This is a genomic window from Thermogutta sp., assembly GCF_039793925.1.
Lineage (GTDB): Bacteria > Planctomycetota > Planctomycetia > Pirellulales > Thermoguttaceae > Thermogutta.
On sequence record NZ_JBAMME010000346.1, the window covers coordinates 43,742 to 58,360 of the forward strand.

Genomic DNA, 14,619 nt, shown 5'->3' on the forward strand with positions numbered 1-14,619 from the left:
CTTCTCATTTACCTGACGATCGTGGGATGCTGCGCCACCGGGATCGGGCTACTGATCTGGGCTTCCCGCCGTGGCCTGCTTTGGACTAGGCCAATCCAGATGTTCGTCGATTTGTTGCCGATCCTCGGAGATATTTCCCGCACATTGGCTTTGGCGCGGTTCACCTGGGCACTTTCCATCACCCTGCGCTCCTCGCTGGATGTGAGAGTTGCTGTGGATTTAGCCCTTCAGGCCGCGGAACATCCCGCATTCACCGCCTTGCGGCGTCCCGTTTGGGCTTCAATTCAGGCCGGGCACTCTCTTTCGCGAATCTTCGAAGGCACTGGGTTGTTCCCGGTGGACTGGCTCGACGCATTCCGCGTCGGGGAAGAGAGCGGGAAACTGGACGAGGTACTGGAACGGCTCAGCCGCCTCTGCATGGAGCGCGCAAGTCGCGCCATGAAGGTTCTCAGTGTGGTTGGTGCCGTTTTGGTCACACTCCTGATTGCGACGCTCATCATTTTCATGATTTTCCGGCTAGCCATGTTTTACATTGGACAAATCTACAGCGCGATCCCACAGTAAGTTGAAAGTTGCTGTGATCTCCGATGCACCGGCCGCACCAGATCACTCTCGTTCCACAACAACCGTGTCCGAGCCCACGATGTCCTGGAGAGCTTTCACAAAGGTCTCATAGGCCGGTTTTCCGAAAAGCACGAAACGCACCAGTGCGGGTTTCCCGTGGTTTTTGAGAAAGTCGATTACCGTAGTGAGTGCCACGCGGGCGGCTTCCGCCAACGGATAGCCGTAGGCACCAGCACTCAGAGCAGGAAAGGCCACTGAGCGGCAGCCATTTTCTACTGCAAGTTCCAGCGACCGACGGTAGGCGCTGGCAAGCAGTTCCGCCTCTCCGTGTTGACCATCCCGATAAACGGGGCCCACTGCATGAATGACGAATTTCGCGGGCAGCCGGCCGGCACCTGAAATAACCGCCGAACCCGTGGGACAACCCTGCGGATATTTTGCTTTTGTTTCGGCCATGATTTCGGGGCCCCCTTTGCGATGGATGGCTCCGTCGACTCCGCCTCCACCTGCCAACCGACTGTTGGCAGCATTGACGATCGCGTCCACATGCTGCTCAGTGATATCGCCTTCCACCAACTCTAGGAGACAATTTGAAATCTCGTACTTGGCCGTCATAGAGAACACCTCCCACTCAGGAAACCGTCCTTTGGTAAAAAAGATCGACTGGTTATTGCCGATTCTCGTTTCGTGGCGCACCGACCTGTACCACGGACTCCTCTGTAGGATAATTTATCCTGGGGCCTCGACGATCAAGAAGGCCGCTGGCGAACCGAAGTGACTTGCTGAACCGACGGACCTTGGCACGTTTGGGACATTTCGCAACGGGTTGCACATGCTTGCGACGCGCGATCGAAGTTCCGACAAAGTTGTCTGAGTGTGGAAGCATGGACGTGTGGTTCTAGGAACGGGATGGCAAGCGCGATACAATAGGCTAGCCGCGGAGGATAGCCCCGCTATTCGACGTTCCTTTCTCGTGTCGAACGCAGAATCTCGTGAAGGATTCGGCGCGGTAAAAGGAGTGATTCCGGTGAATGTCCAACAGACTGATTATTCGTTGACTTCGGCAAGCGAACGTTTGCTGCGCGAAATACTCATAGCGGCGTGCGATGCAAGCGATACGCGAACTTTTCTCCGGGCGCAAACCCCCACGCTTCGGGTCGCCCTCGGAGCCGATTTCGTGGGGCTGCTGGGCATCGATCCAAAACGTCACACCTGCGGGTGGATCTCCGAATCCGGGCACGCCGACGATAAACATCAGCACCGTTGGGCTGGTCTCGGTGACCGCAGCGAGCCTTGGGTCAATGGGTCTTGGTGCGCGTTTCCCTTATCGATAGACCGCCCGGAAGTCGTCTGGCTGGTAGCCAGATTTCCTCAGCCGGTGGCTACAACAGCCCATCTGGACACGATGCGGGAATTCGCGGAGACGCTCGCCGCGGCCGTTGGTTTTGTGAGCCAGCGGGAACGCATCGCGGAAGAGTTGAAGAAGCGGGAAACGCTCCTGCGTATCACACAGCGATGGTCGCAGGTGCGACAGCTCCGGCCGCTGCTCACTGAAATTGCCCAGACGGCCGCCGAGTTTCTCCACGCAGATCGCGCCACCATCTTCCTCTGGGACCGTCAGGCTGGTCTGCTCATCGGCCGTCCTGCCCTGGGTGTGGAAGAGGAACTGCGGATACCGGATGACACCGGTATCGCGGGACGGGTTCTCAGCACGGGCAGACCACTACGTGTGGCGCGGGATTCAGCCGAGCAGCGCGCCATTGATCGGCGTGTGGATAGCCAACTCGGTTACCACACGGAAAACCTTTTGTGTGTGCCTCTGAAAACACGCACGGGAAGAATTCTGGGCGTATTTGAGGTTATGAACAAGAAGGATGGGGAGTTCACTGATGACGATGAAGAGTCGCTTTTGGGTTTGGCGGAGCAGGCGGCAGCAGCTCTGGAAAGCGTCCGCGATTACGAGCAGGTGTTGCTCACTCGGCGGCAGATCGTGGACGAGATGGCCGGTCGCGTCCAATTGGTGGGACGCTCGCCAGGGATCCTTCGCCTGCGGCGGGAGATCGAGCGATTGGCGGAAACGGATCTGCCGGTGCTGATTTTGGGGGAAAACGGCACCGGAAAAGAAGTGGTCGCCCAATTGATTCACTATTTGGGCGAACGGCGTGAGCATCCCTTTATCGCCGTCAATTGTGCGGCCATTCCCGAAAGCCTCGCAGAGAGCGAACTTTTCGGCCATGAGAAAGGAGCGTTTACCGACGCCCATGAGAGCCGCCCCGGAAAATTCGAGCTCGCCCACAATGGAACGATCTTTTTGGATGAGGTTGCCGAACTCAGTCCGGCGGCCCAGGCCAAGCTGTTGCGCGTCCTGGAAGAAAAAATGGTAACCCGGGTGGGCGGAACCCGACTGATCCCTGTGCATGCCCGGGTCATCGCCGCCACCAATCGCAACCTGCAACAGTGGGTGAAAGAGGGACGTTTTCGAGAGGATCTGTTTTACCGACTGAACACGGTCACCTTGCAGATTCCTGCTCTCCGGGATCGGGGCGACGATATCATCCTTCTGGCTGAACACTTCCTGCGAGAGTTTTCTGCCAAAGCGCGGCGGCCTGTTCCCGAATTATCTTCAGAAGCGAAGCAGTTCCTCCTCCAGTACTCCTGGCCCGGAAACGTCCGAGAACTGCGGAACGCCATGGAGCGAATCGCGTATCTTTGCCCAAATCCCCGAATCGAAGTCATAGATCTCGGTCTGACGGGCGAACTCCGCCGCGAAGTTATGCCACTGGAGGGAATCGCCCCGGGCCTGAAGCTCCGCGAGGCTACTAAACAATTTCAAATCGCCTACATTTGCCGCACCATCCAATCAACTCAAAACAACGTGACACTGGCGGCGCGGCAGCTAGGACTCCATCGGGCTAATCTCTATCGCAAGATGCGTCAACTGGGAATTCGTGTCCAGCGTGCCGCGCAGCAGGCCGGCGAAGAACCCCACACCGATTGAGCGTGTCACTTTCGGTCACGATTTCGTCCCGTCTTGCAAATGGAAAGCCCATTCCTGGACGAATAGCTCCCCCGGCCCCCACCGAGACGTGGCAAGCTTTCGCGCTTCGCGGTTCGTCCCCAACTCAGTCGAGGTTGATCTTGGATTTCCCGGCCGTGTTTCGAAGGAAAGCAATCACCTGGGGGACGTCGTGCTCTGCTACGCTGTGGATCAAGAGTGCCCCGTCGAATCCGTGATCAGAGAGCAACTGCAAATAACAGGAATAGTCGACGAGCGGTTCGCCAAATTTTGCAGCCATCCCGGTGCGGACAACGTCCTTTGCATGGGCGGCCACAATGGAGGGGCCCAACAATCTGACGGCTTGCTCCAGAATTTGGTTTCGATCAATGGAACCAGCTTCGGGCAGGATGTTGACGGGATCTAAAATGACCCGCAACCGCGGATGTTGGAATTCTTCCAAAAGTCGTTGCGCCTTTTGAGGAGAATCCACCACATTGTTGGCTTCGGGCTCAAAGGCAAGGATCACCTGATACCGGTCAGCCAGCGTCAGGGCCTCTTCCATCGTTCGTGACATGTCCTCCCACGCTTGGGGGGTTTGGTTCTCCGGATGCCATCTCCACATATCCAGCGGATCACGGGTTCCGGTACACACCGCCACGATGGCTCCTCCCAAATCTCGGCACACGGAACAGACCGTCGAGAACCGCGCGAGATATTCGCGACGATACCCCTCATCAGGATGGGCCATATTGAACGTCCCTGAAAACGTGGCAATTTTCAGGCCCCGTGCGGTTAGCTCTCGGCGAATCTGATCAACCGTCCGGGCATCCACTTCGTGCGGCAGAGCCTCTCCCACGATCGGCTGGAGCGTGAAATGAATCCATTGGATGCCCATGTCGGTGATCACGTCGAGTGACTGCTGCCATCGCGGGCGGGTGAAGATTTTCATGAAGATGCCGAGTTTCATGGATTTTTATGCAAATGAAAATTGTTCACAGCCCTCATCCTTTGTGCTTCAGGGCAGACACGCAAGAGGTCTCGCAGTTGGGATGGACAAAAGTACCCCCATTCTGATCCCCCTCGTGCGATACCTCAAGCTACACTTTTCAATGGGAAGCTCTCGAACCGTCCGACTGGAGCGGGTCCATCCTCGAAAGGAAGATTCTTTCGACACATGTCAGAATTTTCCGACACACACGATCGATTGGATGCTGACGTCTTTGACGAATTGACCTTTCATTCCGGCAAGGACAATCCGTTGCCATGTGACGGCCGACCTTGGCGACGGAACAGGAACCAGCGAGGATGTTGCTCGCCGTAGAATGACGATTTTCCGCTGTCAGGACGACACTGGGAAGGAACCGCAATATGTCGCAGCTTGAAGTCGCAAGCTCGAAAACAGCCCAAAAACTCGCAGCGATCGCGGGAAATCTTTACACCCTGCCCGCGGTCGCTCTCAAAGTCCTAGAACTGGTGGAACGTCCCGACGTGGACACCGCTATTCTCCGGGAGTGTATCGAGAAAGACCCCGCACTGGCGGCCAAAATTCTGAAAGTGGTCAATAGCTCACTCTACGGGCCTGCCCAACCGATTGGTGATTTAGGACAGGCCCTGGCCTTTTTGGGCGCAAAACCGCTTAAACTTCTGGTGCTGGGGTTTAGTCTTCCTCCGAAGCTGTTCCACGGTTTGGAAGCCAGGGTTCTTGCCTACTACTGGCGCCGCAGTCTCACGAAGGCCGTGGCCGCGCGCGAACTCAGCGAACATCTCCGGCATCGATCCAGCGACGAATGTTTCCTCGCCGGCCTTTTACAGGACCTTGGGCTCCTGGTCTTCATCCAGGCACTTGGCTCTCCCTTCCAGCGGTTTATTGAAAAGGTACTGGAACAGCGAGAGGATCTCTATAGAAGGGAGTGCGAAGTTTTCGGATTTGATCACCGTGACGTCTCCGCTGCCCTCCTCCGGCACTGGGGAATGCCCCCGAGCATTGCCGACGCCCTCAGTGCGGAGGTCGAATCAATGTCTCCGGTGACGGCCGAAATTCGGAGTCGCCGGGCAATTTTGCAAGTCGCCGAGTCAGCAGCCATGCTGCTTGCCGAGGCTCGAAGCGACGTCTGGCCGGCCTGGCAACTGGGCGTGGAATCCCTGGGTGAAGGTCAAACGCGTGTCAAGCCGGACGACCTCCTCCGGCAAATTCACATGAAGGTCTTGCAACTAGGTGAAGTGCTCTCTCTCCGCCTGCCTCCGGGAGAAAATGTGGAAAAAATCCTTGCCCGTGCCCACAATGCTTTAGCCCGTGAAGCGGAAGCAGTGGCCGCGGTTCTGCTTTGTCCCGAGAGTCCGCCTACCGCGCAACTAGCAGCTCGCGCCACGGAAGACGAGGAACTCGAACGGACTCTCAATCACTACATCGAGCAGGGTGGCGAGTCGGCCGGGTGCATGTCGGAAAAAAGCCTCACGATCGCCAACCTGCAAAAAGGCTGGAGCAACGCCCCTGACCGCAGCAAAGTTTTCGAAACCCACCGAGGCATCCGGCCGGAAAGTCAGGAAAGCCTCGAAAAGTACGATGTCACGTCCCCTGCCAGCGACCCCGGTTTGCTGGGCGCTTTGCGGAATGCCGTGACCTGGTGCCGCACCAACCGTTGCGGTCTGAGCCTGGTGCTGATTGATTATCTCGAACTAGGCGATCTGGTCGTGCGTCTTGGCCCCGGAATTCTGGACACTCTTCAAAACGTGTTATTCAAAGCCTGCCAGGGGCTGGAACACCCGGGTAGTGTTACATGGCCGTTTGGAGATGCCGGCTGTGCGTGGATTCTGCCAGACTGCGAACGCGAGCTGGCCGTCACCTACGCCCATGAATTGATGCGCCGTCTCCGCTCGGTCTTTGCCGCGTCCTGGAACGTGGCGGTCCGGCTCCGCTTGGGTGTCTCGTATGTGGCAACCCCGGCCCCCAATTTTCCGCCTGAGGATCTTCTCGTCGCTGCGGAGCGATGTCTTTTTGGATCCGGCGCTTGCGGTGGGGGCGTCGTCAAAAGCATCGAAATTTACTGAGCGCCCTTCTTGTGCCCATACGGGTTGGAACGCTGTCTCCGCCAGTCTTGCCTGCGCAACTCATCCCCGCACAATTACATGACAAGAGGAAAATATGCTGGGAGCTCAGCCGTTTACTTTGCCACAGATATTGGAAGGTTAACCGGGATGAAACACACTGGCGCACGCCCCTGGGAAACAGATGCTCCCATCCGCGTTGGTATTTCAGCGTGTCTTTTGGGACAACTCGTCCGATACGACGGCACCCATAAGCATGATCCTTTCCTCAGCCAAACTCTGGGACGCTACGTGGAATGGGTACCCGTGTGTCCGGAGGTGGAAATTGGCCTGGGTGTTCCCCGACCAACGCTGCGTCTGGAGTGGCGTGAAAAAGAGGTCGCATTGATCATGCCGAGCGAGAATCGAGACCTCACAAATGTCATGCGACGGTTTGCAGCTCGGCGTATCAAAGATTTGATGGACGCCGACATCTGCGGATATGTGCTCAAAAAAAATTCCCCCAGTTGCGGAATGGAACGCGTCAAAGTTTACAAGCCGGAGGGCCAACCGGCGGGAACCTCTCGTGGAATCTTCGCCGATGTTCTGCTCCAAAAAATGCCCTACCTGCCCGTGGAAGAGGAAGGCCGTCTCCATGACCCCCGACTTCGAGAAAACTGGATCACGCGGATTTTTGCTTTTCACCGCCTGAAAACACTTTGGGCGTCGCGTTGGACACTCCACGACCTTGTAGACTTCCACACCGCTCACAAGTACCTTCTTCTCGCCCATTCGCCACAGCATTACAAGACTCTGGGCCAGCTTGTTGCGCAGGCAAAAGAATTCTCCCGCGCAGAATTGAAGTCCCAGTATGAGGCGGAATTCATGACCGCCTTAAAGCGACTGGCCACCCCCGCCAAGAACTGCAACGTTCTCCAACACATGCTCGGTTTTTTTAAAAAGGAACTTCCCGAGGATGTCCGGAAAGAAATTCGGGAGGCTATTGAGGACTACCGGCAGGGGATTGTCCCGCTCATCGTTCCAATCACCCTGATCGCCCATTACGCCAGACGGCTTCAAATTGAGTATCTTCTCAACCAGGTCTATCTTTCGCCACATCCCAAGGAATTGGCCCTCCGCAATCACGTTTGACTGCTCCGCCGGATGCCGCTTTCCGATTTTTTGAATGAGGTGAAAATTCCCCGAGCGGGTTCTCAGGTCTCGCCAGAACTCATTGCGCCGGCACGAATGACGCGGAGGAGATACCATTCGCATTGCACCTGTTCGGCAGGTGACTCTGCGCGAAGGAAAAGCCGAATCGTCACCTTCCTACCGTTTAAGTGAGAAACATCCACCCGAAAAGGCTCCGGGAGTGTAGCAGTGCCCCGCTCAGGAACGGCGGTATCCCCTAACGATTGGCCGTCGGCGAGAACTTCTAGCCGGACTCCGGGGGTTCTTGAAGGCCGGCAAACCAGGACTTCCAGCGCTTGCGCATCGGCTGGCAGGAGGATGGTTCGCTCGATAGCGAAATTTCCCCGAAAAACGTGTGTCCAGCGGAATTCCGGCGGGCTCCCCCTCTGATCAAGATAGCTCACAACCTGCGGGCCCTGGATTGCATCTGATTCCGGCGCGACAATCCGCCATCCTTCCCAGCAAGGAAAGAGCAGCACTTGCCGCCGATGGATCTCCTGAAGAAGTTTTTCGGTATCCACCACCAGGGTCGGCTCAAGCCAGTCGGCCAGATCTCGAATATTCCATGGATCGGCAGCGAGAGGCCGTTCCCCTTCTGCCTCGTCCACTTTCAAGACAAGCTGCGCGTTTTCCAGATTTTTGCCGACAAGAGAAATCTCGCCGGGCTCGAAAACACGTTGGGAACCAACCAGCACGGGAGAACGAGCCAGCGTCTCTGTCGTGGCACCCGCAAGCAACACTTCTCCCCAAATGCAGCCGCCGTCACCCGCTTCTGAATCAATGCCCAATTCAAGGCGGACGCCATTCACCCACGGATGGAGAGGGTAAGTCAACTGGGTCCCCGAGGTCACTCCGATTCCCCAGCCATAGAGCCGTCCAGCGCTGTGGAGAGGTCGCCCCAAGAGGTTCGCATCGAGATGATAGCCCCATCGTGCACCCAGCGTGCTCGCCTCTTGATACCTCACTCCTTCCAGGCGTGTCAGCGGGACTTCGCCAGGCCCATAGACTCTTCGCCATATGATTGCCCGATGCGGGATCCACAAAGGTTGCGTGCTCCAGGGTGGCTGCACCATGTGATACCAACTGTCGGGAAGACTCTTGTCGCCGCGTGCTCGCGGCCAGAATCGCTTCAGTGATGTGGTTACCCGTAGTCCGTCCGCACACTCGATCTCCATCAAAATATCATCAGGCCCGGTGATCAGTCCCACACGGGACCGGATGACGCTCTCCCATGGATTCAGGTCCGGCAGGTGGAGTTCGGCCAATTCATCGAAGGCAAACTGTTCGATTCCCTCTTCAGTAAGCAACCGAACGCCTTTTTCCGTCCATTGCACCGCCCGATAGCGAACTCGGCGTCCATCCGTCAGAAAAGCCCAACCCGGCTGATATTCCTCGCCCACGGATTTCCAGACCACTCGTTTCACCGCAGCGGTAACGATGTCGATGTGGTCCTGGAACGGCCCATCAGGCCAATAAACACGCGAGTAAGGATAAACACGGAGCCGAGCCGGCCACGTCCGGTTATCTTTGACCTCGGCAGGTCGAGCACTGTCCACCTTCCCCGGCAACCGATCGCCCCCCACAAACTCGATGTAACCCTCAGCGGGAACCATCTGGCGGCCAGGTTGAGTATCCACAATCCAGCGGATGCGGATGTCATCTCCGAACAGTTTCCGGCCACCCAATTCCGGGACATCCCCAGGGTCCCCCCAGCCCGCGATTTCGGGCCCGGTAAGCAAAGAGCCATCTGTCCATTCCGCGACAAAACGCTCATATTGAACCGGCGTTTCCTCAAATCGCGCGAAAAGATGTTGTGCCTCCGGTCGCCGGCTGCGGTAGCCAAGGTAGCGGTATATTCCCAGAAGATAATTCCGCGTGGAAGAAGACAGCTCCTTGACCTGGCGAACATTTCGAAATGCCAGCTCGTCCGCGACAAGGTTCATCACCAGTGTGTTCAGCGGATCAAAATAGTCGGGTTTATCTTTCTCCGCGTGGAGAGTTTTCTGAGCGGGATTCATCACGCTCGGGATGTCGGTGACGTCCACGGCACCCAAAAAATGTCCAAAACTATGAACCAATGTCATCAACTGCATCTGCGCCGTGTACGTCTGTTGCACATCCGGGATCACCAGATGAGACTCGAAGAGCCCCAGTGGATAATGGAATTCACCGTTACCGGCCACGCGAAGCTGGCTGCTCACTCCCAGGACGAGAAGGACGTCATCTGGCCTCACTTTGCGGCGAAAATCATCGAGCAGCGATTCCACCGACTGGAAGGCATTATCCGAGGTCCACGTTCCGACCCTGACAATCTGGAAGCGAACACCGCAAAACCATTCCACAAACTTGGAAGCCTCCTCCACCTGCCTACGCAATCGCGGCTCCCACACCTCGCGGACAGCCGGCTGCTCCTCGTCTACAAATAGAGCGACGGGAATTGTGGTCGTCCGCTGATCCATTTTTTGGGACGGTGCTATCCACACACCGGGGCGAAGATTCCCCACATGCACCTGCCGCAGGACGATTGACTCTCCCTGAAGCGCTATTTCGTAAATCGTGTTGAGTTCAGCCCGCTCTTCCAGAGATGAAGAACCCGCCTTAACACCGACAACCGGCGACGTCGTGGCAAAGACGGGAACCAATCCTCCACTGGGTATCCGAAACGCCCGTGGTTGGGAGGTCCCATCTCGAATTTCTACCTCGGCCTCTGACTCCAGTTTATTAACGAGTACGACCACACCTGCCCACGCACTGTGGGTCGTCGCCGCGAATGATAAAACAACCAACAGGAAAAAGTTGGACAGCGGTCCGCGCATGAATAACCATCGCGAGGATAGGGCGATGTTGGGAATGACAATGAGAGGAAAAAATAACGTCCTGCTCACCGGCATGGGGACTGCTCCGGAGTCTGTCGCGGTGGTCCCTCCGTTCGGCGAACTTCTGGGGTTCTAAACCAGATCAAAGTCAAAATTGGCTGAGACACGACGCTCGAGCCCTTTGACTTTTCTCGATCTTTTACGCGGGAACCTGCCCGTTTTGAAGTGCAGCTACTCTGCCCGGGCCTGATGGGTCACGGGGTGGAGTCCCAACTTCCCGAGCAGTCGGTGAAGAGCCGCTATCAGTGTCTCTTCCACATTTTCCGCAAATGGGCCAGGCAGTCCATAATAGATCATACTGTAATCAGGTTCGTATCCGCCACCCAATAACACGTTTTTCGATGGGATATAACACATCACGTCATTGGCATAACCAATAACAACCAAATCTTCCTGCGGAAACTCCTTTTTCAACCGCAGGTCGTACTCCACGCAGACTTCACCACCAATCGCCACGAGCGTGAGGGTTTCATCAAAACGGATCGCTTGAATAGGAACACTCACCGCTCGAATGGGCTTGCCTGCATCATACAGCTCAAGCATTCGCCGAGCTCTTCGCTCCCGATATACATCCTTGGCGGCGAGTGCCTTCTGCAACTCGTCCTCAAATTGTTCGCGAGTATGGGGACGGAACTCCAACTCAGCGACGTCGACGACAGCATGTAGCGGCCCGCGAACAGCCTTCATAGGCCCGGCCAGTACGCGCTCCACTTCGGCTGCCAGTGCCTCTCCGTGCTGCTGCACATAGGCGATCTCCCCACGCGGATTCGGATTTTGATCGCCCCCGCAGAGAATCGTGAACATGGCCGTCACGCCGGGATGTGCTTCCTCGATTTTTGCCTGGGCAACTCCCGCATAATCTCCATGAATCTTGTAAAAATCCTCGCCTGTATTGCCCCCAATCGTTGTGCAATGACAGGCATATCCGAATAGAACCGCACGCAATGTGCCATCCGAGCCTGTCACTTTAATCACGGGCACATCGTGATCCACGGGTCCCTCGGGATTGACCCCCAAAACAACCGTGTCTCCGCGTTTCTCCCGACGATTCACGGCAAAGCCCACGGTTCCATGACCCACACTCAACTGGGCCGGCTGCAGATTGTCCAGGCCTTGCCCGATAATCGTCACAAGCTTATCCAGCAGTTGGCTGGTATACTCATGAATCGTTTCCGTTTCTTCCGGAGAGAATTGATACATCACACGCAGATTCTTGCCCACCACCGGTCCGCTGTGGGTGTGAGAGCACGTCAACAAGATTTCCTCGCGGTTCAGTCCATATTTTTCCTTGGCCCTGGTGAACAGCTCCGCCGAAAAGTCGTTGCTATAGCCAATCAGGTCGGTTGTCAGGATGACAATTCGATGACCTTCTGCGTCCCGGATGGCCAGGCATTTGGCCCAGAGGTCCTGAAGGACGCCCACCGAGGGTTTGTTTCGCGATGCATATCCCGACATGCGAATCGGTTTTTCGGGAGTAATCTTCACTCGGGCAATACCCACAGCAAACTCATCGGCCGAGAGTACAGCGGCGGGCAGGCTCAAACACACACTCAGCACGAATGCACTGGCCAACCTCATGAGAGACACTCCTTTCTAATTCTGTAACAGCTTGGCGATTACGTTCTTCAACATCTCTTCATTTCTCGGGTCGAGAAAAGTCGCGCTCGGTTCGTATCCGCCTTCCTCGTACGCCTTGGCTGTGCAAATATATCCAGGAGCAAGGTCTCCATATGCGGCCACTGCTACGAAGCGATTCGGTCGTACCGACTGGGCATAAAGCTGGTACTCGACGAAACATTCTCCAGGCAGATGCAAGATGGCACCCTCGTTGATCTCCAAGAGCTGCGCAAGGAAGGGTTGCTGCGCCCGTGCCAGAAACGCCAAGCCCTCTGCGGCGCGGATTCTCTGCACAGGATCTAAATCCCTTTGATTGACCCGAGCTTGAAGCTCGGATTCTGAATAACCGGAATCAGATCGCGGGATGAAGCAAAACGACGCAACGCGCCAATTCAGGCTGCGAACGGGCTCATAGCGAGTATTTTTGCAGGCCTTGCTCATAGCACGATAGAGACGTTCGGTGAGCTGGTCGCGGGCCTCGCGCGTGCCGTCATTGTATTTGCCCATCGTAATGTTCCCGGCACATCCGGTGAAGTAAATCTGCATCACATTTTCTTCCTGCTCGAGTTGCCTGCGGGCGAATCCCGGCACATCGGCGCTGGCCCGGGGATCTCCGTAAAAGCTCTGGGGATGTGTGGCATAATAATGCAGCCGGACAAGCGGCTTTCCATCCCGGGCAAACGTAACCGTCCGGACGTATGGATCGATCAAACCTTCCGGAAGCGCCCGGATTTGTGGATCCTTACAGGAGCTGTATCGGACTACCAGTTTTCCCTCGGGGGTCCAGGCTCGGCGATTGGAAGCGACCTGTTCCACAACGGCTGAGCCAAAGCCCACCTCGTTAAACGGCTTCAGTCGCTCCGTCGCACTTTTGACTTCGGTGGCCAGCTTGTCCGTCACGGCCTCCATAAAAGCAAAGTCCACGTAAGGAAGCGTCGCCCCCGACTGGTCGAGAATCTTCTGTACGTCCCCGTTCGTGTAAGGGGCGGTATGCTGGTGGACGGTTTGCACAGCCACATGGGAGGGAGGAATGCCAAGAGCGCTGGCGATCTTTTCCTGAAACTGCCGATAGCTCGAATTGCACAGACCACACCAGTCCACGGCGCACAGGACATAACGCGATTTCCCATCATCCAAAACGACCCCACGGGCTTCCAGCGGAGTTTCCACCTCCTTCACCGGCACCAGCCAGATCAGCGGATGCCGACCATTAACGGGTGGAGTGACGTCGCACTGAAACGTAGCGAGCTTCAATTCTCCTGCGTGCGGAGACTCCTCTGCCCTTCCCCGCCCTTGCCCCAGAAATTCAAGAAAGAAGCAAAGCACAACCAACAGCCGCGCAACGATCAACCTCATCATTACGTGGTTTCTCCCTCGCGGTGGAGTGCGAACAAATGCCAGAATATCCGCCGCCTGAGCAGCGGTGGTCGCCAACGGCGCATTCAGTATAGCCGCGCCCATCGCGTTGTCCACTCACCAGTGATCCAACGTCCCCGCATGATCGCGTGTGAACCGGGGTGACCGGATGAACTTTTTGATCAACGCTTTACGTCTGGCGGCAACTCCTTTAGAGTAATTTTTGTTTGCAAACGACCCACTACGGCCCTATCCGAGGAGACGACAGAATGCCGGTCAGAGGAACGACTAAGTCCGAAAAGCTATTTCCCATCGCGGTACTTATTTCGGGAGCGGGGACAACGCTCAAGAATCTCATTGAAAAAAAGAATGCGGGAAAGCTGCCGGTGGACATTAAGCTTGTCATATCCAGCAATCCCCAGGCGGGCGGCCTGCAACATGCGGCGGCCGCGGGGATTCCCGTGATCGTGGTGGATTGGAACAAGTACCGCGACCCGCAGCCTTTCAGCGAGGAAATCTTCGATCATTGTCGACGACAAAACGTGAAGCTCGTTGTCATGGGCGGCTTTTTGAAAAGGCTTGTCATCCCACCCGACTTCGAGAATCGGGTCGTGAACATTCACCCTGCTCTCATTCCGGCATTTTGCGGTCAAGGGTTTTACGGCCTCCGGGTCCATCAGGCTGTGCTGGACTACGGGGCCAAACTCACCGGTTGCACGGTGCACTTTGCGGACAATCTTTATGATCACGGCCCGATTATCCTTCAACGAGTTGTGCCCGTGCTCGATGACGATACGCCCGAGACTTTGGCAGCCCGCGTATTCGAGGAAGAATGTAAGGCTTACCCTGAGGCCATCACGCTGATTGCCGAAGGCCGGGTCCAGGTGGAAGGTCGCAAAGTGAAAATTCTACCGCCCAAGGATGTGGGTTTTGAATTGTGACGGCTTACCCCCATCCTTCTTTTTCCGCCTTCACCGAAAATACAACCCACAA

10 protein-coding genes are annotated in these 14,619 nt (G+C 56.3%); 5 read left to right on the forward strand and 5 right to left on the reverse strand.

The annotated features are described in order from the left end of the window. On the forward strand, positions 1 to 564 hold a 564-nt coding region (locus ABJK56_RS19080; protein ID WP_347246279.1), incomplete at its 5' end, for a type II secretion system F family protein. A 42-nt stretch (positions 565 to 606) separates the two neighbouring features. On the opposite strand, the gene ABJK56_RS19085 is transcribed toward ABJK56_RS19080, so the two are convergent. After that, positions 607 to 1,179 (reverse strand): O-acetyl-ADP-ribose deacetylase, encoded by a 573-nt coding sequence (locus tag ABJK56_RS19085; RefSeq protein ID WP_347246280.1) that lies wholly within the window; start codon positions 1,177 to 1,179, stop codon positions 607 to 609. Positions 1,180 to 1,591: 412 nt separating this feature from the next. Between ABJK56_RS19085 and ABJK56_RS19090 the strand changes: the two genes are divergently transcribed. After that, positions 1,592 to 3,562 carry a sigma-54-dependent Fis family transcriptional regulator gene (locus ABJK56_RS19090; protein WP_347246281.1) on the forward strand — a complete coding sequence of 657 codons (1,971 nt, stop codon included), beginning with the start codon at positions 1,592 to 1,594 and terminating at the stop codon, positions 3,560 to 3,562. A 124-nt stretch (positions 3,563 to 3,686) separates the two neighbouring features. On the opposite strand, the gene ABJK56_RS19095 is transcribed toward ABJK56_RS19090, so the two are convergent. Continuing rightward, positions 3,687 to 4,529 carry a sugar phosphate isomerase/epimerase gene (locus ABJK56_RS19095; protein WP_347246282.1) on the reverse strand — a complete coding sequence of 281 codons (843 nt, stop codon included), beginning with the start codon at positions 4,527 to 4,529 and terminating at the stop codon, positions 3,687 to 3,689. Between the two features lie 401 nt (positions 4,530 to 4,930). Here ABJK56_RS19095 and ABJK56_RS19100 point away from each other — a divergent pair, with 401 nt between their 5' ends. Further along, the gene (locus tag ABJK56_RS19100; RefSeq protein WP_347246283.1) at positions 4,931 to 6,610 is read left to right on the forward strand and encodes an HDOD domain-containing protein; all 1,680 of its coding nucleotides are present in this window, start codon (positions 4,931 to 4,933) and stop codon (positions 6,608 to 6,610) included. Positions 6,611 to 6,757: 147 nt separating this feature from the next. Then, positions 6,758 to 7,738 carry a DUF523 and DUF1722 domain-containing protein gene (locus tag ABJK56_RS19105; RefSeq protein ID WP_347246284.1) on the forward strand — a complete coding sequence of 327 codons (981 nt, stop codon included), beginning with the start codon at positions 6,758 to 6,760 and terminating at the stop codon, positions 7,736 to 7,738. Between the two features lie 62 nt (positions 7,739 to 7,800). On the opposite strand, the gene ABJK56_RS19110 is transcribed toward ABJK56_RS19105, so the two are convergent. The 3 genes from ABJK56_RS19110 to ABJK56_RS19120 form a co-directional block, all read right to left on the reverse strand. Continuing rightward, a complete protein-coding gene (locus ABJK56_RS19110; RefSeq protein ID WP_347246285.1) occupies positions 7,801 to 10,668 on the reverse strand; it encodes an NPCBM/NEW2 domain-containing protein in 2,868 nt (955 codons plus the stop codon). 156 nt (positions 10,669 to 10,824) lie between these two features. Continuing rightward, positions 10,825 to 12,231: a neutral/alkaline non-lysosomal ceramidase N-terminal domain-containing protein gene (locus ABJK56_RS19115; protein ID WP_347246286.1), complete on the reverse strand. Its 1,407-nt coding sequence runs from the start codon at positions 12,229 to 12,231 to the stop codon at positions 10,825 to 10,827. Positions 12,232 to 12,246: 15 nt separating this feature from the next. Next, a complete protein-coding gene (locus ABJK56_RS19120; RefSeq protein WP_347246287.1) occupies positions 12,247 to 13,629 on the reverse strand; it encodes a hypothetical protein in 1,383 nt (460 codons plus the stop codon). A gap of 266 nt (positions 13,630 to 13,895) precedes the next feature. Between ABJK56_RS19120 and purN the strand changes: the two genes are divergently transcribed. Then, positions 13,896 to 14,567 (forward strand): phosphoribosylglycinamide formyltransferase, encoded by a 672-nt coding sequence (gene purN, locus ABJK56_RS19125; RefSeq protein ID WP_347246288.1) that lies wholly within the window; start codon positions 13,896 to 13,898, stop codon positions 14,565 to 14,567. The last annotated feature ends 52 nt before the right edge of the window (positions 14,568 to 14,619 follow it).